The 25,611-nt window shown below is 68.8% G+C and carries 20 protein-coding genes; 12 read left to right on the forward strand and 8 right to left on the reverse strand.

Annotated elements, in window-relative coordinates:
• Positions 1-82: 82 nt before the first annotated feature.
• Complete coding sequence (locus G5B46_RS06270; RefSeq protein ID WP_165257052.1) at positions 83-595, reverse strand: FKBP-type peptidyl-prolyl cis-trans isomerase; 513 nt, start codon at positions 593-595, stop codon at positions 83-85.
• Between the two features lie 84 nt (positions 596-679).
• Here G5B46_RS06270 and G5B46_RS06275 point away from each other — a divergent pair, with 84 nt between their 5' ends.
• On the forward strand, positions 680-907 hold the full coding sequence (locus tag G5B46_RS06275; RefSeq protein WP_165257053.1) for a hypothetical protein: 228 nt from the start codon (positions 680-682) through the stop codon (positions 905-907).
• Here G5B46_RS06275 and G5B46_RS06280 read toward each other — a convergent pair.
• From G5B46_RS06280 to G5B46_RS06295, 4 genes are all read right to left on the reverse strand, one after another.
• On the reverse strand, positions 891-2,213 hold the full coding sequence (locus tag G5B46_RS06280) for an acetylxylan esterase (protein WP_205691508.1): 1,323 nt from the start codon (positions 2,211-2,213) through the stop codon (positions 891-893). The genes G5B46_RS06275 and G5B46_RS06280 overlap by 17 nt on opposite strands.
• The gene (locus G5B46_RS06285) at positions 2,210-3,904 is read right to left on the reverse strand and encodes a glycoside hydrolase family 43 protein (RefSeq protein ID WP_165257055.1); all 1,695 of its coding nucleotides are present in this window, start codon (positions 3,902-3,904) and stop codon (positions 2,210-2,212) included. Before G5B46_RS06285 ends, G5B46_RS06280 begins: the two co-directional genes overlap by 4 nt.
• Before the next feature lie 16 nt (positions 3,905-3,920).
• Positions 3,921-5,051, reverse strand: coding sequence for an endo-1,4-beta-xylanase (locus G5B46_RS06290; protein ID WP_165257057.1), 1,131 nt, complete (start codon positions 5,049-5,051; stop codon positions 3,921-3,923).
• A 116-nt stretch (positions 5,052-5,167) separates the two neighbouring features.
• On the reverse strand, positions 5,168-8,431 hold the full coding sequence (locus G5B46_RS06295; RefSeq protein WP_165257059.1) for a TonB-dependent receptor: 3,264 nt from the start codon (positions 8,429-8,431) through the stop codon (positions 5,168-5,170).
• 308 nt (positions 8,432-8,739) lie between these two features.
• Here G5B46_RS06295 and G5B46_RS06300 point away from each other — a divergent pair, with 308 nt between their 5' ends.
• Entirely contained in the window at positions 8,740-10,257 is a 1,518-nt protein-coding gene (locus tag G5B46_RS06300; RefSeq protein ID WP_165257061.1) for a tryptophan halogenase family protein, read from the forward strand.
• On the forward strand, positions 10,254-11,768 hold the full coding sequence (locus tag G5B46_RS06305; RefSeq protein ID WP_165257063.1) for a tryptophan halogenase family protein: 1,515 nt from the start codon (positions 10,254-10,256) through the stop codon (positions 11,766-11,768). Before G5B46_RS06300 ends, G5B46_RS06305 begins: the two co-directional genes overlap by 4 nt.
• A 238-nt stretch (positions 11,769-12,006) precedes the next feature.
• Here G5B46_RS06305 and G5B46_RS06310 read toward each other — a convergent pair whose 3' ends face one another.
• Entirely contained in the window at positions 12,007-12,765 is a 759-nt protein-coding gene (locus G5B46_RS06310) for a helix-turn-helix transcriptional regulator (protein WP_165257064.1), read from the reverse strand.
• Between the two features lie 183 nt (positions 12,766-12,948).
• On the opposite strand from G5B46_RS06310, the gene G5B46_RS06315 reads away from it, so the two are divergent.
• The 7 genes from G5B46_RS06315 to G5B46_RS24670 all read left to right on the forward strand — a co-directional run bounded on the left by G5B46_RS06315 (position 12,949) and on the right by G5B46_RS24670 (position 20,755).
• A complete protein-coding gene (locus G5B46_RS06315; RefSeq protein ID WP_165257066.1) occupies positions 12,949-15,069 on the forward strand; it encodes a marine proteobacterial sortase target protein in 2,121 nt (706 codons plus the stop codon).
• Positions 15,066-15,728, forward strand: a complete 663-nt coding sequence (locus G5B46_RS06320; protein WP_346764878.1) for a class GN sortase — start codon at positions 15,066-15,068, stop codon at positions 15,726-15,728. The genes G5B46_RS06315 and G5B46_RS06320 overlap by 4 nt, the downstream gene beginning before the upstream one ends.
• Before the next feature lie 118 nt (positions 15,729-15,846).
• Positions 15,847-18,759, forward strand: coding sequence for a TonB-dependent receptor (locus G5B46_RS06325; RefSeq protein ID WP_165257068.1), 2,913 nt, complete (start codon positions 15,847-15,849; stop codon positions 18,757-18,759).
• Between the two features lie 118 nt (positions 18,760-18,877).
• Complete coding sequence (locus tag G5B46_RS06330) at positions 18,878-19,489, forward strand: TetR/AcrR family transcriptional regulator (RefSeq protein ID WP_165257070.1); 612 nt, start codon at positions 18,878-18,880, stop codon at positions 19,487-19,489.
• A gap of 233 nt (positions 19,490-19,722) precedes the next feature.
• On the forward strand, positions 19,723-20,070 hold the full coding sequence (locus tag G5B46_RS06335; RefSeq protein ID WP_346764879.1) for a multidrug efflux SMR transporter: 348 nt from the start codon (positions 19,723-19,725) through the stop codon (positions 20,068-20,070).
• Positions 20,067-20,624 carry a TetR/AcrR family transcriptional regulator gene (locus tag G5B46_RS06340; protein WP_165257071.1) on the forward strand — a complete coding sequence of 186 codons (558 nt, stop codon included), beginning with the start codon at positions 20,067-20,069 and terminating at the stop codon, positions 20,622-20,624. The genes G5B46_RS06335 and G5B46_RS06340 overlap by 4 nt, the downstream gene beginning before the upstream one ends.
• Before the next feature lie 2 nt (positions 20,625-20,626).
• Complete coding sequence (locus G5B46_RS24670) at positions 20,627-20,755, forward strand: hypothetical protein (RefSeq protein ID WP_276611510.1); 129 nt, start codon at positions 20,627-20,629, stop codon at positions 20,753-20,755.
• A 3-nt stretch (positions 20,756-20,758) separates the two neighbouring features.
• Here the strand turns inward: G5B46_RS24670 and G5B46_RS06345 are convergent, their stop codons facing one another.
• A complete protein-coding gene (locus tag G5B46_RS06345; RefSeq protein WP_240903389.1) occupies positions 20,759-22,768 on the reverse strand; it encodes an EAL domain-containing protein in 2,010 nt (669 codons plus the stop codon).
• Between the two features lie 341 nt (positions 22,769-23,109).
• Between G5B46_RS06345 and fdxA the strand changes: the two genes are divergently transcribed.
• Both fdxA and G5B46_RS06355 read left to right on the forward strand, forming a co-directional pair.
• The gene (gene fdxA, locus G5B46_RS06350; RefSeq protein ID WP_058349269.1) at positions 23,110-23,451 is read left to right on the forward strand and encodes a ferredoxin FdxA; all 342 of its coding nucleotides are present in this window, start codon (positions 23,110-23,112) and stop codon (positions 23,449-23,451) included.
• Between the two features lie 316 nt (positions 23,452-23,767).
• Positions 23,768-24,271: a CarD family transcriptional regulator gene (locus tag G5B46_RS06355; protein WP_165257075.1), complete on the forward strand. Its 504-nt coding sequence runs from the start codon at positions 23,768-23,770 to the stop codon at positions 24,269-24,271.
• Between the two features lie 184 nt (positions 24,272-24,455).
• On the opposite strand, the gene G5B46_RS06360 is transcribed toward G5B46_RS06355, so the two are convergent.
• Positions 24,456-25,523 (reverse strand): helix-turn-helix domain-containing protein, encoded by a 1,068-nt coding sequence (locus G5B46_RS06360; protein ID WP_165257076.1) that lies wholly within the window; start codon positions 25,521-25,523, stop codon positions 24,456-24,458.
• Between the last annotated feature and the right edge of the window lie 88 nt (positions 25,524-25,611).

Genomic DNA, 25,611 nt, shown 5'->3' on the forward strand with positions numbered 1-25,611 from the left:
TGCGGCGCTTGGCTGCCTCGGCAATCACCCCCCCCCACCGATCGCTTCGCGATCACCTCCCCCACGAGGGGAGGTTCTTTCCTCAGTCCAGCGTCATCATGTCGATCAGCTTGACCCGGAAGATCATCACGCTGTTGGGCGGGATCTCGCCGGCGGTGCGGTCGCCGTAACCGAGCGACGGCGGGACGAACAGCGTCCATTCGTCGCCCACCTTCATCTTCGGCAGGGCCTCCATCCAGGCCGGCACCAGGCCGCCCAGCGGCGCGATCAGCGGCTTGCCGCGCGCGAACGAGCTGTCGAACACCGTGCCGTCGACCAGCTTGCCCTCGTAGTGGACCTTGATGATCTCGCCTTCCTTGGGCGAGGGCGCGTCCTTCGCGCCGGCGGTCACGACCTTGTACTGCAGGCCCGACGGCAGGGTGATCACGCCCGGCTGCTTGGCGTTGGCGGCCAGCCAGGCGGTCGACTTGGCCAGGTTCTCGGCGGCCGGGTTGGCGGTGACGTCGGGGGCCGGCGCCGGGGTCGGCGGGGTCTGGGCCAGGGCCGGACCGGCCAGAGCGACGGACAACCCCAGGGCGATGAGAGCGGTGCGCATGTTTGAGCGACTCGTGTTATCTATGCGACGAAATGTCAGAATAGACATTCGGCTGGACGAGAGCACACTAAAAACCGAGGGCTCGTGTTCAGCCAGAAGAAGAACGGCCATTTTCTACTTGGACCGTTCTTCGCTCGTCGGGAAGGAAACGTCATGGCCAGGGCTACTGGCGGCTCATTGAGCGGAGCGCATTGGTGGCAGCGCCATCCGATGTTCGCGCTCTTCGTCGGGTGGGTGGTGATCGGCTCGCTGGGCCTCGCCGCCGCCGTTCAACTGTGGCCGGTTCTCGCGCGCTTTACGCCGCTCGCCTGAAGGCGCGCGCCGCAAACTCCAGGAAATACGGCCAGTTAGGCGCGGGCGTATGCCCCTCCGCATGCTGGCGGAAGACCAGGTGGTCGCCCGCCGTCAGTGTCAGCGGCGGCGGAAAGGCCGCGCGGTCCAGCCCGCCTGCGCCCAGCAGTTCGTAGACCGGGCTCGCGGCGGCCGCGGCCATGAACATGCCGCGCGCATCGACCCAGCCGTCGGTCGCGTCGGCGCCGGTTCCGATGAACAGCGGCCGGGGCGCGACCAGGGCGATCAGGCTGTGGGCGTCCACCGGCAGGTCGTCGGCGGTCAGCGGCCCGGCGTAACGCAGGAAGTTCCCCGCCATCCAGTGGTGCTCGCCCACGGCCGCCAGGTTCTCGACCTGCTCGCCGCGCCGGCGGCGATGCAGCTTGGCCCCGCCCTCGCCGGACGAGGCGATGTAGCCGGCCGCCAGGCGCGGCTCGTAGGCCATGGCCAGCAGGGCGGCCTTGCCGTAGCGCGACATCCCCGCCACCGCCGCGCGCCGCGCATCGACCGCAGGATCGGCCTCCAGCAGGTCCAGCACCCGCGAGACGCCCCAGGCCCAGGCCCGCAAAGCGCCCCAGTCCTCCGGATCGCGCGGCCGCCCCCGATTGGCCAGGCCGATGATCCCGTCCTGCAGCTTGCCCGGGTCGTCGGGCTGCACGCTGGTGGGGGCGTAGATCGCGTAGCCCCAGCCGCGCGCGATCACAGCGTCGCGCCAGTCGGGACCCAGCGGCGGCGTGCGTCCCCGCAGCCAGGGCGGCCCGTCGGGAAAGCCCAGTTCGATCACCACGGGAGCCTTCGCAGCCCCCTCCGGCGCGCCGACCAGCAGGTCGATGGCCACGCTCCGGCCATGGCGCGTGACGTCGCCGGCCAGGCGCCGCTCGACCACCGTGCGCCCGCCCCAGCTGACCCGCTCTTCCTTCACCGTCCGCCAGGCGGGCGCGGGCAGGCCGCGCGGAACCCGGCCATGGATCTCACGCGCGAAGGCCTCGAGGATCTGCGGCCGCCGCACGTCCCACCAGGTCTTGGCGTCGCGTACGGGCGTTCCGTCCGGCAGGGCCAGGGGGTCGGGCAGCAGGCTGAACGGCCCGGCCCGCGCCTCGTCGTAGTTCACGGGGTTGGCCGCGCCGGGGTTCATGCCGTCGACCCCGGGCCGCAGCGCCCCGATCCCCAGCCGCCGCAGCATCGCCGCGTGAGCCTGCTCGCCGGTCAGGACCGCGACACCGGCGGCGGCCGGCCCGCCGCTCGCCAGGATCGCGGCCGTCCCCGCCAGCAGGTCGCGGCGTCTCACTTCCCGTCCGCCCGGGCATAGAGGCCCAGCATCGTCCCGACGAAACCGCCGGCGACCTTGGTCGACAGGATCGTCCCGTCCTGGTCGCCGGCCAGGTTCCGCCAGGCGCCGTCGCCGGTCGCGTAGGCGAAGTCATAGAGGCCGCCCCGGGCGGTGATCTTCAGGCGCACCGGCTCGCCCCCGGCGACCGGCAGCGGCGCGCGGGCCACGATCGCGCCGTCGACCGGATCCTTCTCGCCGGCCCGCTTCTCCAGCCGCACCTCAGGCCGTCCGTCCGCGCCCCCGGCCACGGTCAGGGCGTAGAAGAAGGCGTCGTTCTGCAGCGCCACGATCCCGGCCCGGTCGCCAGCGGCCTTCGGGGTGAACCGCACCGTCGTCTCGGCGGTCGCGTTGAGGTGCTGCTGTCGGCGCGCCCAGATCGACGGCTGCTCGAACCCGCCCAGGCGATCGGGCCGCGCCCGCAGCACCAGCGCCCCGTCCTGCAGGTCCCACCAGCGTCCGGCCGGAATGCGCATGGTCATCCAGTCGAGCCCCAAGGCCTTGCCGTCGAAGGTCTCGCGCACGGTGAAAGCGCCGGTGGTCGGGATCGTCGGCGCGGTTCCGGCCGGCAGCCTGGGCCGCGGCCCGGCGTAGGGGATGGCGGTCTTCGGCGGCAGGATCACCGGCCAGCCGTCCTGCCACGTCACCGGCAGCAGGAAGGTCTCGCGGCCGGTGTTGTAGGTGTCATCGCCATAGGGCCGCACCGCCAGGAAGGTCGCCCACCAATCGCCGCCTTGCGTCTGCACGAGGTCGGCATGGCCCGCCGAAGTGATCGGATGGGCCCGGTCGCGCGGCAGGTCGCGCTGGGTCAGGATCGGATTGCCGGCATAGGGCGTGTACGGCCCGGTCGCCTTGTCGGCCCGCAGCACCACCTGCGAGTGGCCCTCGGCCGTGCCGCCCTCAGCGGCGGTCAGGTAGTAGCGGCCGTCGACCTTGAGGATGTGCGGCCCCTCGATCCAGATCGGCTTGGTGGCGGGATCCACGCCCCCGTCGACCAGCACCGAGCGCGGCCCGACCATCTTGCCGGCCTTGGGGTCGTACTCCTGGATCCAGATCGCCCGGTGGCCGTCATAGCGCGATGGACCTTGCGGCGGGCCGTTGTTGACGATCCACGCCCGCCCGTCGTCATCGAAGAACAGCGAGGTGTCGATGCCGTCGATCTCCGGCAGCCACACCGGATCCGACCACGGGCCCTTGGGATCCCTGGCCGTGACCAGGAAATTGCCGCCGCAGTCGACGCAGGTGTTGAGGATGTAGAACACGCCGGCGTGCTCGGTGATCGCCGGCGCGAACACCGCCCGCGACATCGCCAGCCGCTTGAAGTCCAGCTGCCCCGGACGGTCGATGGCGTTGCCGATCTGGGTCCAGTTCACCAGGTCCCGGCTGTGAAACACCGGGATGCCCGGGAACCAGGCGAAGGTCGAATTGACCAGGTAATAGTCCTGCCCCACTCGCGTGACGCTGGGGTCGGGATAGAAGCCCTTGAGTATGGGGTTGGCGTAGGCGCCGGGCGCGAGCGGCGCGTCGGTCGGATCCTGGCCGCTGTAGGTGAAGTCGTCGAAGGCGGCCGTGCCGGGGGCCAGGGGCGCGGCCACGGCGGCGCCGGCGAGCAGCGCCAGGGTCAGGGCGGGGCCCAGAGCGAAACGCAGCATCACGACCGCCCTCCCCTCAGCGTGCCGGCGCGTCGCGCAGGGCCTGGGCCACCGCCTGACGCAGCGGCTTTGGCGCATAGGCGTCGTCATACAGCGTCGGCCGCTTGGGAGCCTTGTCCTGGCGCAGCCACTGGTTCTGCAGCCACGAGTACTTGTCGACCATGCCCCAGGCCAGGAGCTCCTTGGTCTGGCGATAGCTCAGCATCAGGTCGAGATAGGCCTTGCCGTAGGCCGCCACGGCCGCGTCGCGCTGCGCGAAGTCGGCCGGCAGGCCCTTGTCGTGGACGTCGAACTCGGTGAGCGCCAGATCATAGCCCATGCCGACGGCCTCATCGACGAAGGCCCGCCATGCCTTTTCCTGCGGTCGGCCAAAGCCGGTGAAGCTGTCGGCGTTCTCGGCCCCGATATGGCTCTGGATCCCCAGCGCGTCGACGGGGACGTCGCGCTTGCGGAAGCCCTCCAACAGCTTGAGCACGCCGTGGCGGTGCTTCTCGTTGCCGACCTCCCAGCTCATGTAGTCGTTGTAGACGAGGCGGGCCTTGGGCGCGGCCTTGCGGGCCAGGTGGAACGAGGCGTCCAGCACCGGCTCGCCCCCGCCCATGGCGTCGGAGAAGACCGTGCGGCGCAGCGCGCCGTCGGCGGGATCGACGGTCTCGTTGACCACGTCCCAGGAATAGATCTGCGGATAGTGGGCGCACACCTTGTCGATATGCTCGGCCAGCATGGCCTCGACCCTGGCGGCGGGCTTGGGGCCGAAGTCGTAGTCCTTCAGCCAGGCCGGGAACCACTGCGGATGGTGCCACAGCAGGGTGTGGCCGCGCAGCCCCGCGCCATGCTCGGCGGCGAAGGCGGCGATGCGGTCGGCGCGCGCGAAGGCGAAGGTCTTTTCCGCCGGCCGCAGCACGTACCACTTCAGTTCGTTCTCGGGGACCAGCACCCCGCATTCGTCGGCCAGGATGGCGCGGTAGCGGGCGTCCTCGAACGAGCCGGTCAGCGACCCCGGCGGCCCCGCGCCGACCGCGCTGCCAAACACCAGCCCCTTCTGGGCGGCCAGATGCTTCAGCGGCGGGACCTTGCTCTCGGCCAGGGCCGGGGAAGCAAGGGCGGCGGCCGCGGCGCCGAACAGGGCCTGACGACGATCAATCATGCGGGGGCTCACTCAAAGAAACCGCGCACCGCTGAAGCAACGATGCGCGGATGAAAGTCGGCAGGAGAAACGGGCGCGCGGCGAAGAGCGATGGCCGCGCGCCCGGGTACGCGTCACTAGAAGCTGGCGCGGAGCACGAAGGTGTAGCGCCGGTCGTTCATGAACCACGACCTGCCGGTCTTCAGCAGGTTGTTGTTCAGCACCTGGGTCGTGCGGGTGGTCTCGTTCAGCAGGTTCACCGCCTGCACCCCGACCTTCATCTTCGGGTTGACGGTGTAGAAGAACGAGCCGTCCAGCTGGCCGGTCGCCTCGTTCATGATCGGGGCGTAGGGCACGATCACGTCACGGACGGTGAGCAGGAAGTCCGAGCGCCAGTTGTAGGCCAGGCGCGCCGACACCGGCCCCTTCTCGTAGATCGCCGCGAAGTTGACGTTGTGCTTGGACAGACCCTGCAGCGGCAGCTTGCTGGTGTCGACCGTGGTCACGCGGCCAGCGGCGACGTCGGGGTCGGTCGCCGACAGCGTGCTCTGCGGCACGCCGCTGCTTTCGATGTAGCTGTAGTTGGCGTTGATGCCGAACCCGTCCAGCGGCTTGGGCAGAAAGTCGTAGAACTGCTGGTAGCCGATCTCGAAGCCCTTGACCGTCGCCTTCTTGTCGGAGTTGCCCGGCGTGGTCACCAGCACGTCGAACGTCGCCCCGTTGTTGGTGAAGGGCACGCGCGCCGTGGTGTTGGTGGCCACATCGCTCAGCTCCTTCCAGAAGCCCGCGAAGGTCAGCGAGCCGACCTGGTCGAAGTACCACTCCACCGACACGTCGACATTGGTCGACTGGGTCGGCTTGAGGAAGGGATTGCCGACGGTGACGTTGCCCGACGGCTGGCCGTTGGTGATGCCGTCGAAGTTCGTGTTGAGGGCCAGGTTGTAGTAGTTGCGGGTCAGGCCGATGTCGGGCGGCGTGATCGTCTTGGACAGGCCCAGGCGATACTGCAGGCCGTGCGGCGCCATGACCTTGAGGTTCAGGCTGGGCAGCCAGTAGTCGAACGAGGCCTTGACCGTGCTCGGCGTCAGGGCGCCGTTCGCCCAGGCCCGGGCGGCGGCCCGCACCTGCGGCGTCAGCGAACAGAACGACGACGGGGTGAACGCCGGCTTCGGCTCCGGCAGGGCCTGCCAGTCGGTGAAGGCCTTGGTGCAGTCGGCGTCGGTGGCCAGGCTGGTCGAGATCGGGAAGGCCAGGTAGCCGGTCGCCTCGCGATCGGTCTTGGTGTAGCGCAGGCCGACATTGCCGCTGATCTTGTAGTCGCCAGCCTCGCCCTTGAAGCGGGCCATCAGATAGGCCGCCTGGGTCACCTCGTTGACCGGGTTGATCTCCTGCGGACGGAACGGCGTGCCGGCGGTGACGCCGCAGCGCTGCGCCAGCGGCACCCAGTTCTGCGGGCACCTCTGGCCGGTCTGCGCGTCGAGCACCGTGCGGTCACGCCACTCGTCGCCGACCGACAACAGGAACTGCGAGACCGAGCCGTAGTTGTCGACCAGGTTCTGCGAGAAGAACAGGCGCGGGTCCGAGCCCGTCGGCACGCCGGTCTTGCCGCGCAGGAAGTTGTTGAAGGCGTAGGCCTCGACGAAGCGCGTGCTGTTGGCGCCGCCGGCGGTCGTGGGGTTGCCGTTGATGGGGTCGTCCATCCACACCGGGCCGCCGCTGCCCCAGATCTCGCTGACCACGCCCCAGTTGTAGGCCGAGAAGCGGGTGGTCTGGTCGCGCTCGGACCAGCGGGCGCCGCCCTTGATCGAGTCCAGCCAGCTGTCGCCCCCGAACTTGTATTCGACGTCGATCTTGACCGCGTCCTCGGTGCCTTCCGACTGCTCGATGTGGTCCATCGCCGAGCGCCAGAAGTTGTTGTACGGGTCGCTGAGGCTGGCGTGGGACCCGCGGGCGTAGGACGGGCAGTTGTTGTTGAACGGCGTGCAGTTCGACACCGTCGTGCCGCTCGACGGCGCGGTGAACTTCACGTCCGGCAGGTCGCTGCCATTGAGGGTGATCGCGGCGTTCTGGAACGTCGAACCCCACATGCCCATGCTGATCGCATCGACGGTCGAGTCCACGTGCTGGACGTCGAACAGCACGCCCCAGTGGTCGTTCGGCGTCCACTTGAAGTTGAAGCCGTAGTCGGTGGTGATGTTGGTCGTGTTCTCGTCGCGGCGGACGTTGTTGGACTGCAGGCCGTTGATCGGCGTGCGGGGGTCCGAACCGTTCTGGTCGGCGCGCCAGCCGGTGGCGCCGGTGATGACGCCGTTGGTGAACACGCCGTCCTCGTCGAACGAGAAGGTGGTGCCGTCGGCCGGGCGCGAGTCGCCGTTGCCGGCCACGTTGTCGGTGGCGATCTCGACCGCGTGCTCGGTCCACTTCACGGTCGACTTCGAGCGCAGGTACTGCAGCGAGGCCTGCATCGTGCCGTCGGTGCTCTTCCACTGGATCGCCCCGGCCTGGCCCTGGCGCTCACGGTCGTTGGTGGTCGAGCGGAACGCCGCGCCGCGCGGGAACCACACGCCCTTCGAGCCATTGCCGCAGTCGGCGCTCGAGACGCCCAGGTTGGTGCGGCAGCCGAAGTTCGACACCTGGATGGCGTCGCTGCGGCTGGCCAGCTGCGAGTTCACGAAGCTGGCCAGGATGCCGACCTCGCCGAAATTGGTGTCGAAGCGGTCGCTGTAGAGGAACGAATAGGTCGGCTTCCATTCCTTGACCATGTCGCCGTAGCTGGCCTCGGCCGACATCGACAGGATGCGCTTGTTGCTGTCGAACGGCAGGCGGGTGCGCAGGTTCACCGTGCCCGAGATGCCGCCCTCGATCATGTCGGCCGAGGGGCTCTTGAACACGTCGACGCCGCCCATCAGCTCGGACGGAACGTCGGCGAAGCTGAGGATGCGGCCGTTGTTGGCGGTGAAGGTGTCGCGGCCGTTCAGTTCCGAACGCACGAAGTTCAGGCCGCGGACCACCACGCCCGAGCCTTCGGTCGAGAAGTGGTCGGGGTCGACGCCGGCGGCGAAGCGGTTGATCGACACGCCGGGCACGCGCTGCAGGGCTTCGGTCACCGAACGGTCCGGCAGGGCCCCGATGTCCTCGGCGGTGATCGAGTCGCCGATGATCTCGGACGACTGCTTCAGCTGCTGGCTGCTCTTGAGGCTCTGGCGGATGCTGGTGACGACCACCTCGTCGACCGTGTCCTCGGTGGTCTTGCCGCTGGCCGCGGCGGTCTGGGCCAGGGCCGACGCCCCGAACACCAGGCTGATCGCCAGGGCCGACGCCCCGCACTTCAGGCCGAATTTCAGGTTGTCGCCGAGAGTCTGGCGCCCACGCGTCGCGGACGCTCCGTTGACGGAGCTCATTCTGTTATTCCTCCCCAGTCTCGGTAACGCGGTAGCGCTACCATTGGTCATATGTCGAGACCATTATTGGTCTGATGATATGGCAAAGGTCGACCACGTCAAGGGCGTTGAAATAACCCCGTAACGCCAGTCGCGACACCATTCATCACTTTGTTTTTGAACGACTTTTCTAGAAAGAAAGACGCCCGGACGATTTTTCGTCCGCGGAAAACGTGACAAAGACGGACAGCGCAGTCAATTTACAACCCGCTTGAAACGGCGCTCAAAGCCGTGCGGACATAAGATCTTCTGGGGCGGGAAAGCGTATCATGTCAGACCAACGCGTAAGGTCCGTCGTCGTCGTGGGCGGCGGCACGGCCGGCTGGATGACGGCGGCGGCGCTCGCCAAGACGCTCAGCGCCCAGGGCCTGAAGATCACCCTCGTCGAATCCGAGGCCATCGGCACGGTCGGCGTCGGCGAGGCCACCATCCCGCCGATCCTGACCTTCAACACCATGCTCGGCCTGGACGAGCGCGAGTTCATGCGCGCCACCAAGGCCAGCTTCAAGCTGGGCATCGAGTTCGTCGACTGGGGCGCGATCGGCGAGATGTACCACCACCCGTTCGGGACCTTCGGCCTCGACCTGGAGGGCATCAAGTTCCACCAGGTGTGGCGCAAGTTCGCCGCCTCGGCCGGTCCGATCGGCGACTACAACCTCACCGAGGCGGCCGCCCGCCGCTGGCGCTTCGCCCTGCCCGACCCCGACCCGTCCAAGGTGATGTCGAGCCTGCGCTACGCCTATCACTTCGACGCCGGCCTCTACGCCCGCTTCCTGCGCGGCTTTTCCGAGCAGCGCGGCGTCGTCCGTATCGAAGGCCGCATCGGCCAGGTCGCCCAGAACGCCGAGACCGGCTTCGTCGAGGCCGTGGTGCTGGAGGACGGCCGCCGCGTCGAGGGCGACTTCTTCGTCGACTGCACGGGCTTTCGCGGCCTCGTCATCGGCCAGGCCCTCAAGGTCCCCTACCAGGACTGGAGCCGCTGGCTGCCCAACAACCGCGCCGTGGCCATCGGCTGCGAACTGGGCGGCGACGGCCTCACCCCGTTCACCCGCGCCACCGCCCGCGAAGGCGGCTGGCAGTGGCGCATCCCGCTGCAGCACCGCATCGGCAACGGCTACGTCTATTCCAGCCATCACGTCGACGACGACCGCGCGCTGGACACCCTGCTGGCCAACCTCGACGGGGCCCCGACCGACGAGCCGAACTTCCTGCGCTTCACGCCCGGCCGCCGCGAACGCGCCTGGGAGAAGAACGTCTGCTCCATCGGCCTGTCGGCGGGCTTCATCGAACCGCTGGAAAGCACCAGCATCCACATGATCCAGGCCGGCATCACCAAGCTGCTGGCCCTGTTCCCGGGCGGCGGCGTCGATCCGCTGGAGATCGACGAATACAACCGCCTGACCGCCGAGCAGGTCGACCGCATCCGCGACTTCGTGATCCTGCACTTCCACGCCACCCGCCGCGACGACACCGACTACTGGCGCTACCTGTCGACCATGACCGTGCCCGACAGCCTGGCCCGGCGCATGGAGTTGTTCGCCCATCGCGGCCGCTGGTTCCCGTCCGAGTACGACCTCTTCCACGAACCCAACTGGCTGGCCGTGCTGCTGGGTCAGGGGATCGTTCCGGAGGAATGGGATCCGCTGGTCGACAGCCTGCCGGGCGACCAGGTGCGTCAGCGCCTTTCCCACCTGTCGGGCCTGATCGGCCGCACCGCCGAGGCCATGCCCAGCCACGCCGAATTCGTCGCCCGCTACTGCGGCGCCCAGCAAGGAGTCGCCGCGTGACCAACGACCGCATCCGCCATGTCGTCATCGTCGGCGGCGGCACCGCCGGCTGGATGACCGCCGCCGCTCTCGGCCGCTTCCTCAAGGACGGCGTCACCAAGGTGACGGTGATCGAGAGCGAGGCCATCGGCACCGTCGGGGTCGGCGAGTCGACCATCCCCCAGATCAACATGTTCAACCGCATGCTGGGCCTAGACGAGGACGACTTCCTGCGCCGCACCAAGGCCACCTACAAGCTGGCTATCGAGTTCCGCGACTGGAAGCAGATCGGCCACACCTACCACCACCCGTTCGGCCCCTACGGCGTCGACATGGAGGGGGTGTCGTTCCACGCCTACTGGCTGCGCTACCAGGCCATGGGCGAGGCGGCCGATCTTTCGGAATACTCCCTGCAGTCGCTGGCCGCCGCGCAGGCGAAGTTCCAGCGCCCCACGGGCCAGAAAAACTCGCCGCTGGGCGACATCGCCTACGCCTTCCACTTCGACGCCGGCCTCTACGCCCGCTTCCTGCGCGACTACGCCGAAGCCCGCAGCGTGCGCCGCATCGAGGGCAGGATCGTCGACGTGACCTTGCGCGGAACCGACGGCTTCGTGCAGTCGGTGACCCTGGAGAACCGGACGGTCGTCGAGGGCGACCTCTTCATCGACTGCTCGGGCTTCCGCGGCCTCTTGATCGAGGGCGCTATGAAAAGCGGCTTCGAGGACTGGTCGCACTGGCTGCTCAACGACCGCGCCGTGGCCGTGCCTTGCGCCTCGGGCGGCTCGACCGATCCGGTGACCCGCGCCACCGCGCGCCCGGCCGGCTGGCAATGGCGCATCCCGCTGCAGCATCGCATCGGCAACGGCTACGCCTTCTCCAGCGAGCACATCAGCGAGGACGAGGCCACGGCCTACCTGCTGGCCAATCTCGACGGCGAGGCCCTGGCCACGCCCTGGACGCTGAAGTTCAAGGCCGGCCGCCGCAAGAAGAGCTGGAACAAGAACGTCGTGGCCATCGGCCTGTCGGCGGGCTTCATGGAGCCGCTGGAAAGCCAGAGCATCCACCTGATCCAGGTGGGGATCTCGCGCCTGCTGGCCATGTTCCCCGACCGGCGTTTCCAGCAGCCCGACATCGACCGCTACAACCGGGTGATGACCTTCGAGTACGAGAAGATCCGCGACTTTCTGATCCTGCACTACAAGGCCACGCAGCGCTCGGACACGCCCTACTGGGACTATCTGCGCGAGATGCCGATCCCCGACTACCTGGCCGACAAGATCGCCGTCTTCGAGAGCCACGGCCGGATCTTCCGCGAGAACGAGGAGCTGTTCAACGACACCTCCTGGTTCGCCGTCATGGTCGGCCAGGGGCTCACGCCCAAGGGCTGGGACCCGATGGCCGACGTCATGAGCGAGGATCTGCTTCGCGCGCGCATGAACGAGATCCGCGCGGTCATCGCCCGCTCGGCCGACAGCATGCCGGATCACATGACGTTCGTCGCGGACCGGGTGGCGAGGGCGCAGGCGGCGTAGACCCCCCCACGCCCCCCAAAAATCCGTCCCTACCCGCGAAGCCGGGACCCAAGCGGCGCCTGCGGATCTCCCGCGACCTCGCACTTTCCTGAAATGCAGCTTGGATCCCCGCCTTCGCGGGGATGCGCGGTGCAAAAACGGTCGAATTTCTGGAACTTGATCCGCCCTGGGTCCCGGATAAGCCCTGCGGGCTTTCCGGGATGACGAGCGTGCGGGGAGCGCGCCCGCCCCCTGCCCTCTACCCCGCGAAGAACCGTGCGAAGCCCTTGTCGGTGACCCGGGCCAGGGCCGCGCGATAGTCGCCATAGGCGGCCGCCTCCGGCCCGACGCGGCCAAAGGCGGGCTGCGCCACCCGGCGCAGCGGCACGAAGGCGATGGGCGCGGCCGCGGGCGTCAGGTGGCTGCCCTGCCCCACCTGCAGGGTGGTCAGCATGCCGTACATCTCGCCGCCGATCGCCGGCCGGCCCAGAATGATCAGCCGAAACTGCCCCTGCTCGTTGGTGATCAGGTAGGTGTGGCCCGACTGGTTCGACAGCGACACCGCGCCCCGCTGGGTGAATTCTGCGTCCTGCCGCGCGGCCTCGCGGAAGACGAGGCTTGAGGCGCTCTCGTCCCAGACGATCTCGGTGCGATAGGCGTAGACGGCGGCCGGATCCTCGAACGACGGCCGCAAGGTCAGGTACTCGCCCTCCAGCCAAGTCACGGCCGGCCGCGAATAGGCGCCCAGCGCCTCGGGCGCCAGGCCCGCGACGGCGGCCGGAGCCTGCCGGACGGGCGCGCGTAGCGGCTGCTCCAGCGCCTCCTCCAGCCGGATGGTGGTGGCCAGGGTGAACGGCCGGCGGCCGCTGAGGGCCTTTTCCAGGGTCGAGATGCTGATCCGGGCCCGATCGGCCAGTTGCTGGCGCGACATCCGGCGACGCGCCAGGGCCTCGCGCACGCTGGCGGCGATGGCCAGGCTCTGCTCGTCGGGCAGCTCGGCTTCCGGCGCCAGGGTCATCGGGAAGGCCTCACGAATCCGCACATTTCCGCACACTGCGGCGCCGAACCGGGCGCGGCAAGCCTGCCTGCGGACAAGCTGCACGGATCCCTCACGAAGAATGCAAATCCCGCCGCTCGCGACGGCGCCGGCCTGTGACCACAAGGAAGATCACCTGCTTTCGAGCCCCAAGGAGATCCTTCCATGTCCGCTCATGACGTCGGCGCGCCCAAGCCCCGCGTCGCCTCCGGCGCCCGCCCCCGCCGCTGGTTCGCCATCCTCTGCGAAGCCTTCGCCCTGGGGCTGCTGCTGCTCGTGGCGCTGGCCGGAACCGGCCGCGCCGCCGAGCGGGCGGGCGGCCTGATCATGCGCGCCAAGGGCGGCGACCAAGTGGTCGAGGCCGTGCGCCTGGGAACCGACATCGACATGACGGTCAGCGGCCTGACCGTGCGCGGCCGCGTCACCCAGGCCTTCCGCAACGACACCAGCCACTGGGTCGAGGCCGTCTATGTCTATCCGCTGCCGCAGGACGGCGCGGTCGACACCCTGAAGATGGTGGTCGGCAAGAACGTCATCGTCGGCGAGATCAAGAAGCGCGCCGAGGCCCAGGCCATCTATGACGCCGCCAAGGCGCAGGGAAAGAAGGCGGCCCTGGTCGAGCAGAACCGCCCCAACATGTTCACCAACGCCGTGGCCAACGTCGCGCCCGGCGAGACGGTGCTGGTGCAGATCGAATACCAGGCCCCCGTCGCCGTCTCGGCCGGCGAATATTCGCTGCGCCTGCCGCTGGTCGTCGCCCCGCGCTACGCCTCGCCCGGAACCGCGCCGAGCCCCGAAAGCCGCGCCACGATCGTCGACCCCAAGGTCGCCGGCGCGATCAATCCCGTCACCGTGACCGTGCATCTGCGCGCCGGCTTCCCGCTGGGCGCGGTGACCAGCGCCAGCCACGCCGTCGACGTCCGCGACGAGAAGGGCGGCAAGGTCATCACCCTGGCCAAGGGCCAGGCTCCGGCCGACCGCGACTTCGTCCTCACCTGGAAGCCCGTGCCGATGGCCGCGCCCGGCGTCGCCATGTTCCGCGAGAAGGTCGCCGGCGCCCACTACGTGCTGGCCCAGGTCACCCCGCCGATCGCCGCCCGCGCCGCGCCGCCGCCGGCCCGCGACATCATCTTCGTCATCGACAATTCCGGCTCGATGGGCGGGGAGTCGATGCGCCAGGCCAAGGCCGGCCTGCTGTACGGCCTTTCCAACCTCAAGCCCGCCGACCGCTTCAACGTCGTGCGCTTCGACGACACCCTGACCGTGCTGTTCGAGGGCAGCGTCGCCGCCGACACGGCCAATCTGGCCAAGGCCCGCAAGTTCGTCTCGGGCCTGGAAGCCACCGGCGGCACCGAGATGGTCCCGGCCATGGCCGCCGCTCTGCGCGACGAGAATGGGCGCGCCGACAGCCGCGTGCGCCAGGTGGTGTTCATGACCGACGGCGCGATCAGCGACGAACAGGGCCTGTTCGACGCCATCACCGCTGGCCGCGGCCGCTCGAAGGTGTTCATGGTCGGGATCGGCTCGGCCCCCAACACCTACCTGATGGGCCGCGCCGCCGAACTGGGCCGCGGGACCTTCACCCACATCGGATCGACCGACGAGGTCGAGACGGCCATGCGCACCCTGTTCGACAAGCTGGAAAGCCCGGTGGCCACCAATCTCGTCGCCCGCTTCGAGGGCACGGGTTCGGACGCCGCCCCCGCCGTGCTGCCCGACCTCTATCGCGGCGAGCCGGTCACCCTGGCCGCGCGCGTCGACGACCTGGACGGCGTCGTGACGATCGGCGGCTTCATCGACGGCCGCCCCTGGGAGACCCGCGTGCGCCTGCGCGACGCCGAAGCCGGCAAGGGGATCTCCAAGCTGTGGGCCCGCCGCAAGATCACCGACGCCGAGGTCGCCCGCACCCTGGCGCAGATCACCGAGGACGAGGCCGACGCGCGGGTTCTGAAGCTGGGCCTCGACCATGGCCTGGTGACCAGCCAGACCAGCCTGGTGGCGGTCGACAAGACCCCCGCCCGCCCGGCCAGCGCCCCGCTGCTGCGCAGCGACCTGCCGCTGAACCTGCCGGCCGGCTGGGACTTCGACGCCCTGTTCAACCGCAAGGCCTCGACCGGAACCGGCGACGCCCCGGCCGATCCCGAGCAGCAGATCGCGCAGTTGGACCTGCCGCAGACGGCCACCGACGCGCCGATGCTGATCCTGGCGGGCCTTGGCCTGATGGCCCTCGCCCTGGTCCTGGGGGCCGGCGGCTGGGCCCTGGGCCGGCGAAGGACCGCGGCGTGAGCCGGCTGGCGATGATCGTGGGAGCCGCCCGTCGGCGGCTCCCCTTCCTGCTTCCGGCCCTGGCGGCCGGGAGCCTGGGCCTTGTGCTCTGCGGCCAGGGCCTATGGATCCACGCCAAGGCGGCCGTGGCCCAGGTGCTCTTGGAGCGGGCCTTCGACCAGAGCCTTCGCCAGGGCGGCGCGCCGGTGCGCCCCTGGCGCTGGGCCGACACCTGGCCGACGGCGCGCATCGCCTTCCCGCGCCAGGGCGAGCGGGTCATCGCCCTGGACGGCGCCAGCGGCCAGGCCCTGGCCTTCGGTCCCGGCCACGTGGCCGGCACGCCCAAGGCCGGCGACCGGGGAACCGCCGTCTACGCCGCCCATCGCGACACCCACTTCGCCGTCCTGGCCAAGGTCCAGCCGGGCGACCCGATCCTGGTCGAGCGCGCCGACGGCAAGGTCGCGCGCTTCGAGGTGACCGGCGCCAGGGTCGTGCGCTGGGACGCGTCGGGCGTCGATCCCCGCGCTCCGGGACGGGGCTTGGCCCTGGCCACCTGCTGGCCGCTGGACGCGAAGGTCAGCGGCCCGATGCGCTACGTGGTCTGGGCCCGCCCCGTCGAGACAAGCTTGACCTTGTCCGACCTAACCGATCGCAAAGGTATGACCACCTTGACACGATAGGCCTTACCTCGTAGCCGTTCACTCCTGTGACCGCTACCACCCGTATCGCCGCGCAACGGCGGACGGCGGCGGTCGTGAGGAAAAGCGCAAGAGCCACAAGCGCCAGGGGAGTGAAGAGATGTCGTCCAGCCACCGCACGCGCGGAATCCGCCAGGTCCTGATCGGGGCCACTTGCCTGACCACCGCGCTCGTCGCCCTGCCCGCCCTGGCCCAGACGGCACCCGCGCCGCAGACCGCCGAGCCCGAAGCCGTCGAAGAAGTCGTCGTCACCGGCTATCGCAAGAGCCTGGCCGACGCGACCAACGCCAAACGCGAAAGCGTCGCCTTCACCGACTCCGTCTTCGCCGAGGACATCGGCAAGTTCCCCGACCTCAACATCGCCGAGTCCCTCAACCGCATCCCCGGCGTGCAGCTGACCCGCGAGATCAACGGCGAGGGCCTGAACGTCACGATCCGCGGCCTGGGCACCAACTTCACCAAGATCCTGCTGAACGGTTCGCAGATCGCGGTGGCCTCGTCGGGCCGCACCGACAGCCAGAACCAGAACCGCGAGGTCGACCTCGACCTCTTCCCCACCGAGCTCTTCACCCGGCTCGACGTGCACAAGACCCCGACCGCCGGCATGGTCGAGGGCGGCGTCGCGGGCGTGGTCAACATGCGCAGCGCCCGCCCCTTCGACTACAAGGGAGGCGGCCAGCTGATCTATTCGCTGCAGGCCGGCAAGAACAACCAGGCCGACGACATCAGCCCGCGTGGCTCGCTGATCGCCTCCAAGACCTGGGAGACCCCGATCGGCGATTTCGGCCTCTTGGGCGGCGTCGCCATCGCCCGCACCAAAAGCACCACCACCGGCTTCGAGAGCGTCGGCTGGTCGAACGCCAACATGACCTGCACGGGCTGCAACGTGACCGGCGGCAACAACTTCAACTGGGCCTCGACCGTGCCGGCTGGCGTCAACTCCAACGGCCTGACGCCGGGCCAGGCGATCGACAACGCCCTGCTGGCCTCGCTGAACCCCGGCACGACCCTGCAGCAGCTTTCGGACGCCCAGCTTCCGCGCCTGGGCCGCGACAGCTGGAGCTCGGGCGAGCGCGACCGCGACTCCTACGTCCTGTCGGCCGAGTGGCGCCCCAACGACCAGCTGAACGTCTATTTCGACACCCTCTATTCCAAGGGCAGCCGCTCGTTCGAGCGCATCGACATGAACTGGGTCGTGCGCAACTCCAACTTCATGGTCCCGGTGGGCGTGAAGGTGAACGGCGAGGGCGTGGTCACCGAAGGCACCTTCCTCAATTCGCAGTTCTTCCTCGAGTACCGTCCCTACGAGGAGGACGTCGAGGTCCTGAACCTCAATCCCGGCTTCACCTGGCGCCCCAACGACTGGATCAAGCTGGACGGCCAGGTGAACTGGAGCCGCAGCGTCTTCTTCCGCGAGGCGCCGACGGTGCTGTTCAACACCCCGCTGAACTCGGGCCTGAACGTCACCTACGCCAACGGCGGCGGCGACTATCCGTCGATCAAGGCCAACAAGGACCTCAACGACCCGTCGCTGGGCTGGGTGTGGGCCGGCGGCCGCGTCAACGTGCAGGCCGAAAAGCGCGTGACCCAGACCAAGGGCGCCCACTTCGACCTGACCCTGGGCGACGACAAGGGGGCCAACTTCAAGTTCGGCGTCGCCTATGACGACGTCGGCCGCACCATCACCGCGCTCGACAACTCCGCCCGCTGGCAGGCCTTCACCTGCGGCGGCGGCGGGGTGACGCCGCAGAGCCCGGTTCCCGCGCCGGTCCCGGCCTGCGACGGCCGCGCCGGCTCGGCCATCCCGCAGGCCAACCTCGCCAGCTACATCAAGCAGGGTCCGCTGGGCTTCATCACCCTCGACAAGGACCGGTTCTTCGCCGACAGCAACTATCAGGCCTTCCTCGACAGCGCCCCGTTCTCGGCGGCCGCCGCCACCGGCGCGGCCTCGGGCCTGATCCGCGAGAAGACCACCGGCGCCTATGTCGAGGTCAACGGCGCGACCCAGGTGCTGGACCGCGACCTGCGCTTCAACCTCGGCGCCCGCTACTACTCCACCGACCAGACGATCGAGGGCCCGCAGACGGTCAACGGCGTGCTGTCGTTCCTGTCGCGCACCACCAACTACGACGGCCTGCTGCCGTCGTTCAACGTGGCCTGGAACCTGCGCGAGGACCTGATCGTCCGCGCCTCGGCCTCGCGCACCGTCACCCGTCCCAACCCCAGCGCCATGCTGCCGGGCACCACCTTCTCGGACCCCTCCGCGCAGCAGGCCAACCAGGGCAATCCGAACCTGCAGCCCTACACGTCCAACAACTTCGACATCGGCGGCGAGTGGTACACCGGCGGCGCCGGCTACATCGGCGTGGCCCTGTTCCGCAAGGAGCTGACCGGCTTCACCGTCAACGGGACCAACACCATCCCGTTCAGCCAGCTGGGCGTGCCCTTCGACCAGCTGACCAACCTGCAGCAGCAGGCCATCAACAACCGCGGCGGCCCCGACGCGGCGACGGTCACCGTGCAGCAGCAGGTCAACGCCGACGGCGTGCTGACCATCCTTGGCCAGGAAGTCACCTGGGTGCAGCCGCTGGACTTCCTGCTCGACGGCGCCGGCTTCACCGCCAACGCCACCCACGTCGAGCAAAACGCGCGCGGCAACGGCGCCCCGGCCCAGGCCGTCGGCATCTCGCCGTGGACCTACAACGTCACCGGCTACTACGAGAAGCACGGCGCCACCGTGCGCCTGTCCTACGTCTGGAACGACGCCCAGATCTCGTCGGGCCCGGGCCAGAACGGCATCCCGGTCGCCACCATCAACACCGACGCCCGCGGGCAATGGGACCTGTCGGCCAGCTACCAGTTCGACAACCTGCCGACCCAGCCGCGCGTCAGCCTCGACGTCATCAACATCACCGAGGAGGCTCAGCGCAGCCCGTTCCAGTGGGACAGCGCCGCCTACACCTACTACCAGCCCGGCCGTCAGATCATGCTCGGGATCCGCGGCAAGTTCTGATCCCCATCCCCGCTTCGCGCGGACAACCTTCCCAGTACCGCGCGGCTCGGCGGCGCATCCTCCCCGGATGCGCCGCTTTTTTTGACCATCGTTCGCAAATGCGCTCTAGGGTGCGCCCATGGACTTCGAGCCCGGCCCGCCTCCCGAGACCCTTTCCGAACCGCCCGCCAAGCGCCGTGGCCCTGGCCGGCCACGCGACCCCGAAGTGGAGCGCCGCCTCAAGCGCGCCTCGTTGGAGGTGCTGGCCCAGCATGGCATGTCGGGCCTGACCCTGGAGAAGATCTGCGACAAGGCCGGCGCCCCCCGCGCCACCTTCTATCGCCGCTGGGCCACGCCGATGCAGGCGGTGGGCGAGGCCTTCAACGAGGCCTTCCTGTTCGAGAGCCTGCCCGACACCGGCGACGTGGTCAGCGACCTCGTCGCTCTGGGCCAGGCGATGGTCGACCTCTACAACGACCCCGTCGTCGGCCCGTGCATGAGCTTCCTGATCGCCGAGAGCCGGGTGCGGCCCGAATTGTTCCAGAACGGACAGGAAGACTTCCAGCGCCGCCGGGCCCACAACCGCCAGGTCGTCGAACGCGCCATCGCCCGCGGCGACATCGCCGCCGACACCGACGCCGACCTGGTGATCGACGTCCTCAGCGGCCTGGCCATGAACAACCAGGCCACCCGCCGCCCGCTGACCCCGCAGATGCTGGAGTTCGTGGTGCGGCGGTTGCTCTCCCTATGATCCCTCTCCCCTTGCGGGAGAGGGTGGCCTCCCGCAGGGAGGTCGGGTGAGGGGTCGCACAGACCTTCAACGCCGCGCCAGCCTGACCGCTGTCGCGGCGTTCTTCATTTGAGAAACCCCTCATCCGTCGACTTTGTCGACACCTTCTCCCGCAAGGGGAGAAGGATCACTTGCACACTTGAAAACAAACCAACCAGACGGTATCTTACAAACCTCCCTAGCCGAGGTCTTCCGTGTCCGTCCCCGCTTCCGCCTACGCCATGCTCGCCGGCGCCATCGCCGCCGAAGTCGCCGGCACCACCTTCCTGCAGAAGTCCGAGCAGTTCACGAAACTGCTGCCCAGCCTGGCCACGGCCGGGCTCTACGCCCTGGCCTTCTTCCTGCTGTCGATCGCGCTGAAGCACATGCCGCTGGCGGTCGCCTACGCTGTCTGGAGCGGCGTCGGGATCGTGCTGACGGCGGTGATCGGCGCCGTGCTCTTCCGCCAGATGCTGGACCTGCCGGCGATGATCGGCATCGGCCTGATCGTCAGCGGCGTGGTCGTCGCCCAACTGTTCTCGCGCACCCTGGGTCACGGATGAACGTCACCGCCTACAATCGCCCCAAGCAGCCCGAGCAGGTGCGCCGCGCCCTGCTGGAGGCCGCCGTCGCCCTAGCCGAAGAGCAGGGCCTGGGCGGGATCACCGTCCAGGCGGTGGCCGAACGCGCCGGCGTCACCAAGGGCGGACTGTTCCACCACTTCGCCAACAAGCAGGTGCTGATCGACGCCGTCTTCGACTTCATGCTGGAGCAGATGGAAGAGGCGCTGGACCGGCTGATGGCCGAAGACAGCGGTCACGGCTGCTTCACCCGCGCCTATGTGGTCTCGACCTTCGAATGCTGCGACCAGGCGCTCAGCGGCCAGGCCCTGACCATCTCGATGGTCACCGACCCGGCGCTGCGCCACCGCTGGGGCCGCTGGATCGACGAGCGCCTCGTGCGCCACGCCGACACCGATTCCGACCCGCGCCTGCGCGTCGTGCGCCTGGCCGCCGACGGCTACTGGTTCGCCCGCGTGCTGCATGAAGGCGACCACGGCAGCGAGACCCCGCAAGACCTGCAGGCCCGGCTGATCGCCATGACCCGGGAGACCTGACCATGGCCTTCCTTCGCCTGCACTGGGCGCTGCTGCCGGAGACGCCGCCCGCCGACGCCTCCGCGCCCCAGCCGGAAGCGCCGCGGGAGCCGCCGGCCGAACCGCCGCTGGAAACCCCGGCGGCGGCCTGACGCCTATCCCGCCGAAAACCCGTCGACGAAGCCCGGCACCCGTTCGGGCGGCATCGGGCGGCTGAAGTGATAGCCCTGCACCTGGTCGCAGCCATAGGCGGCCAGGGCGTCCAGCTGCTCGCGGTCCTCGACGCCCTCGGCGACGACCTTCATGCCCATGGACGAGCCCAGCGTGATCACCGCCTTCACGATGGCGGCGTCCTCGGCGTTCTGGACGAAGCCCTTGTCGATCTTCAGCCGGTCGATCGGGAACTGGCGCAGGTTGGCCAGGCTGGCGTAGCCGGTGCCGAAGTCGTCGAGCGCGATCATCACGCCGGCGGCGTGCAGCTTGCGCACCGTGTCGCTGACCACGTCCGAGGCCCAGCCCATATAGACCGTCTCGGTGACCTCGATGGTCAGTCGGTCGCACGGCACGCCCCAGCGGGCCAGGCGCTCCTGCACCTCCTCGGCCAGGCGCCCAGAGCGGAACTGGGCGGCCGAGATGTTGACCGCCACCCGGCCGAACTCGATCCCGGCGTCCAGCCAGTCGCGCATCTGCTTCAGCGCCGTCTCGAAGGCCACCTCGCCCAGCTTCAGGGAGAGGTCCTGGTCCTCGAAGGCGGCCATGAAGCGGTCGGGCGTCAGCACGCCCTGCTCGGGGTGGGCCCAGCGCATCAGCGCCTCGAACCCGGCCACCGAGCCGCTCTCCAGGTCGATCACCGGCTGGTAGTAGAGGATGAACTCGTCGGCCTCGATCGCCGCGCGCACGTCGCGCAGCAGCTCCAGCCGCTGCTCCAGGGCCGAACGCATCGACGGGTCGAACAGGATCGAGCGGTTGCGCCCCTCGTCCTTGGCCCGATAGAGCGCGATGTCGGCGTTCTTGAAGATGTGGTGCGGGTCGGCGTCGGGATCGCCGTGCAGGGCCGCGCCGATGCTGGCGCTGACCGAGAAGCTGCGCCCCCCGTGCTGGATCGGCTGGCGCAGCAGGTCCTGCAGCGACTTGATCGGCCGCAGCATGTCGCCCTCGCCGTGCAGCCCGCGCAGGATCACCGCGAACTCGTCGCCGCCCAGGCGGGCCACCGTGTCGCCCGAGCGGAAGGCGTGGCGCAGCACGTCGGCCAGGCGCCGCAGCAGGGCGTCGCCGGCGTCGTGGCCCAGGGTGTCGTTGATGTCCTTGAAGTGATCGACGTCGATCATGATCAGGCCGAAGATCTCGCCGACCATCTCCGAAGCGTCGACCGCCTCCTGGAACTTGCGCTGGAAGTAGGCGCGGTTGGGCAGGCCCGTCAGCGGGTCGCGGAAGGCCAGGTTCTCGACGGCTTCGGTCTGGCGGCGACGGTCGGTGATGTCCTTGAACAGGTTGACCAGCCGCTCGGGCTTGCCGTCGGCGCCCAGGAACCGCTTGCCGACCGAACGCACCCAGGTCTCGACCCCGTCGTCGCGGTTGAGCCGGAACTCGAACACGGCCGCCTCGCCGTCGCGGCGGGCGCGCATGATCTGGGCCATGCGCTCGCGGTCGTCCTCGTGCACGATCTCCAGCGGATCGCGGTCGAACAGGCACCACTTCTCGAGCTCGGGACAGGTGCCCGAGACATAGACCTCGCCGGTCTTCAGATCGACCTCGCGCACCATCAGGTCGTCGAGCGCCAGCGCCAGCTTCAGCCGCTGCTCGTTGCGCTCGGCCCGAAGCGCCGTCTGGGCGTAGCCGGTGACATCGCGCGCGGTGACCATGACCGCGAAGATCACGCCCTCGTCGCTGCGGCAGGCGGCGAACTCGCTGCGCCAGATGCGCTGCACGCCGTCGCTGACCTGGGCGCGGTAGCGCGAGAACGCCTCGCCCGAGGCCAGGCAGCGCTCAAGGCTCTCGACGTCCTCCAGGTTCATCAGGCAGCGGGCGAAGGCCTCGCCGGGCTGGAGATCGGGGGTCAGCGCCTCGTCGCGCCACTCGGGGCTGACGGCGACCAGCCGGCCGCTGCGGTCGATCAGGGCCGCGGCGAACGGGGCGTGCGCGACGAAGGCCTCGAACGAGGCCATTCGAAGCCGCAGTTGCGCGTGGATGTCATCGGCCGCCATGGACGGCGCGGGCTTCAGGGCCATGGAGAGCATTCTGCTGTCGGCTTCCCGACGTTGTTCTTGGACGCGTCCTCAACCGCACACTGAAACGCTCTTCCATAAGAAAAGGTATCTTTCGACGAACGCCGTTGTGCATCGTCGGAAACCAGACCCAGGGCCGATCGGCGACGATTTTGCCTGTCGTCCTGCGGGCGCCATGAGAAATCCTGCGGGCGCCGCGCACGGCGCCGCATTGACATTCGGCGCCGTCGCTCCGAAAACGCGGCCGCGTTACGTCCGTCCGAGAAAGCCGCCAAGTTCCGATGACCTACATCGTCACCGACGCCTGCATCCGCTGCAAGTTCATGGACTGCGTCGAGGTGTGCCCGGTGGATTGCTTCTACGAGGGCGAGAACACCCTCGTGATCAATCCGGACGAGTGCATCGACTGCGGCGTCTGCGAGCCGGAATGCCCGGTCGACGCCATCAAGCCGGACACCGAGGACGACGCCGACGGCAAGTGGCTGCGGATCAACTCCGAATACGCCAAGGTCTGGCCGAACATCACCGTGAAGGGCGAGCCGCCGGCCGACCGCGCCGACTTCGAGCGCGAGACCGGCAAGTTCGAGAAGTACTTCAGCGAAAAGCCCGGCAAGGGCTCCTGATCCACGCAAAATCCGGCGTTTGGCGGTCGGATTCGGGCCGCCATACCCCAGGTTGGGGTCGCAAGCCTTTCATGAGGCTGATTTTTATGCTATTGTCGCCCTCGACGTGACGGGTGCGGCCTCGCACCTGCATGTCTCGTGGAAGACGACAGCCGTTCCAACGGCTCGCCCGATCGAAGGCGAAGGGTGACTTAAGAGACACTCCAAATCCTGATCCGACTTGGCCCCGCCTCTCCGACGGTCGGGTTGCTATCGCCTTTTGGGATGTTTGGAAACGGCGTTTTGGGCGCAAGCCCAATTTTATGAGGACGAACGAATGAGCAAGAGCGGTCTGGAATTCTCGGTCGGCGATCACGTCGTCTATCCCGCCCACGGCGTGGGGACGATCCAGGGCATCGAGACCCAAGAAGTGGCCGGGATGTCGCTCGAGGTTTACGTCATCACCTTCGACCACGAGAAGATGACCCTGCGCGTTCCGACCAAGAAGGCCAAGGTCGCCGGCCTGCGTCCGCTGGCCGAAGGCGACGTCGTCAGCCAGGCCCTCACCACCCTGAAGGGCCGCGCCCGCGTGAAGCGCACCATGTGGTCGCGTCGCGCCCAGGAATACGAAGCCAAGATCAACTCGGGCGACCTCGTCTCGATCGCCGAAGTGGTCCGCGACCTGCACCGCGCCGAGAACCAGCCGGAACAGTCCTATTCGGAGCGCCAGCTCTATGAATCGGCCCTGGACCGCATGGCCCGCGAAGTCGCCGCCATCGAGCGCATCGACCGCGAAGCCGCCATCGGCATCCTGACCAAGTCGCTGGTCAAGGCGGCCTAAGGCCTCCTTCCTCCTACGACGTTTTCGAAGACGCCCCCGGTTCCGCCGGGGGCGTTTTTCGTTTGGGGGACGCCCCTTCTGGCCCAGATGCTGCTGCGCCGCCTGCGCTCGACCGATGCGCCACAGGTGCAGGTCGAGACTTCGCCTGATCCGGAGAGCGGGCCCGTCCTCACCGGCGGGGCTTTCACGCGTTCGACGCCAGACCGCCTTGGAACGCCGTGATGTTCGCCGGCATCTCGGACGGAACATCGAAGGTCGCGGCTGCGCCGGTCGTGCGAGCGGCCGGGGCCTGGGATCGGCAGGCGGACGGCGTCATGCCGAACGCCGCGCGAAAGGCGCGTCCGGCGGCGGTGTGGTTTTCGAAGCCCCAGCGCCGAAGGACCGCGGCGATCGGCTCGCGTACAAGGGACGGATCCGACAGGTCGCGAAACACGCCGGTCAGCCGCCGCCCCAGAATGTACCGCCCGACGCCGCCATAGGGCTCGAACATCCGGTAGAGTGTCGGACGGGTCACGTAGAACTGGCCGGCGAGCGCGGCCGGACCAAGGGCCGGATCGCCGAGGTCCCGGTCGATGCGTCGGCGGATGGCGCGGAACTGGCTCCTGCGCAGCTCGGCGCGGGTCGCCGCTCGGCTCTGGGTGTTGGCCCGCACGACGCCGGCCAGCAGGGCCGCGGTGGAGCGGCTCCACGCCAGACCTTGCTCCACCGTCAGCTCGGGACCACGGAGCCACATCTCGTCCAGGTGCTCACGAATGGCGACGCCGGCCTCGCTGTCACGGCGAAGAACCAGCCCATGGACGTCGCCGACGTCCGCCAGCAGCGGCGACAGCAGGTCCCGCGCGACGATGGCGGAAAGATTGTCGATCCCCTCGGTGCGCAAGGCGGCCGGGCGGGACAGGTCGAGCATACAGATGTCGCCCGGCCGAACCTCCTGGTCGGCGCCGTCCAGGGTCAGGACGAAGCCATGCCGCCGATAGTATTGGACGTGAAACTGATCGACGCCCGTCCGCGCGATGAGCTGGGGCGTCCGGACCATGACCGACGCCGGACCGCGAGATACGCCCAGCTTGATGGGCCCATAGTCATAGAGGTCGAAGTCCATGGCGTAGCCGACGCGGCCCTCGGGCGACGGCGCATCCAGCTCGAACATCATCGCCAGCAGCTCGCGGCAGGCGGCGAAACTGTCGGCGTAGTCGGCGCCGATGCGCGCGGCCAGATGCGGCAGACGATCCTGCTGAACGCCCTGCGGCATTCGTCACCCCCGTGGCCAAGCTGCGGCCCTGCTCTCTTTTAGCGCTATCCGGCCGTGGCGACTTTCGACCAGCCGTCTCAATCGCCGC

It is taken from the genome of Caulobacter sp. 602-2 (assembly GCF_011043625.1).
Lineage (GTDB): Bacteria > Pseudomonadota > Alphaproteobacteria > Caulobacterales > Caulobacteraceae > Caulobacter.

Excerpts from the sequence above, each read along its gene's own strand:
- G5B46_RS06270 (WP_165257052.1), bottom strand. The coding sequence starts at position 595 with ATGCGCACCGCTCTCATCGCCCTGGGGTTGTCCGTCGCTCTGGCCGGT.
- G5B46_RS06285 (WP_165257055.1), bottom strand. The coding sequence starts at position 3,904 with ATGCTGCGTTTCGCTCTGGGCCCCGCCCTGACCCTGGCGCTGCTCGCC.
- G5B46_RS06290 (WP_165257057.1), bottom strand. The coding sequence starts at position 5,051 with ATGATTGATCGTCGTCAGGCCCTGTTCGGCGCCGCGGCCGCCGCCCTT.
- G5B46_RS06295 (WP_165257059.1), bottom strand. The coding sequence starts at position 8,431 with ATGAGCTCCGTCAACGGAGCGTCCGCGACGCGTGGGCGCCAGACTCTC.
- G5B46_RS06300 (WP_165257061.1), top strand. The coding sequence starts at position 8,740 with ATGTCAGACCAACGCGTAAGGTCCGTCGTCGTCGTGGGCGGCGGCACG.
- G5B46_RS06310 (WP_165257064.1), bottom strand. The coding sequence starts at position 12,765 with ATGACCCTGGCGCCGGAAGCCGAGCTGCCCGACGAGCAGAGCCTGGCC.
- G5B46_RS06315 (WP_165257066.1), top strand. The coding sequence starts at position 12,949 with ATGTCCGCTCATGACGTCGGCGCGCCCAAGCCCCGCGTCGCCTCCGGC.
- G5B46_RS06325 (WP_165257068.1), top strand. The coding sequence starts at position 15,847 with ATGTCGTCCAGCCACCGCACGCGCGGAATCCGCCAGGTCCTGATCGGG.
- G5B46_RS06330 (WP_165257070.1), top strand. The coding sequence starts at position 18,878 with ATGGACTTCGAGCCCGGCCCGCCTCCCGAGACCCTTTCCGAACCGCCC.
- G5B46_RS06340 (WP_165257071.1), top strand. The coding sequence starts at position 20,067 with ATGAACGTCACCGCCTACAATCGCCCCAAGCAGCCCGAGCAGGTGCGC.
- G5B46_RS24670 (WP_276611510.1), top strand. The coding sequence starts at position 20,627 with ATGGCCTTCCTTCGCCTGCACTGGGCGCTGCTGCCGGAGACGCCGCCC.
- G5B46_RS06345 (WP_240903389.1), bottom strand. The coding sequence starts at position 22,768 with ATGGCCTCGTTCGAGGCCTTCGTCGCGCACGCCCCGTTCGCCGCGGCC.
- fdxA (WP_058349269.1), top strand. The coding sequence starts at position 23,110 with ATGACCTACATCGTCACCGACGCCTGCATCCGCTGCAAGTTCATGGAC.
- G5B46_RS06355 (WP_165257075.1), top strand. The coding sequence starts at position 23,768 with ATGAGCAAGAGCGGTCTGGAATTCTCGGTCGGCGATCACGTCGTCTAT.
- G5B46_RS06360 (WP_165257076.1), bottom strand. The coding sequence starts at position 25,523 with ATGCCGCAGGGCGTTCAGCAGGATCGTCTGCCGCATCTGGCCGCGCGC.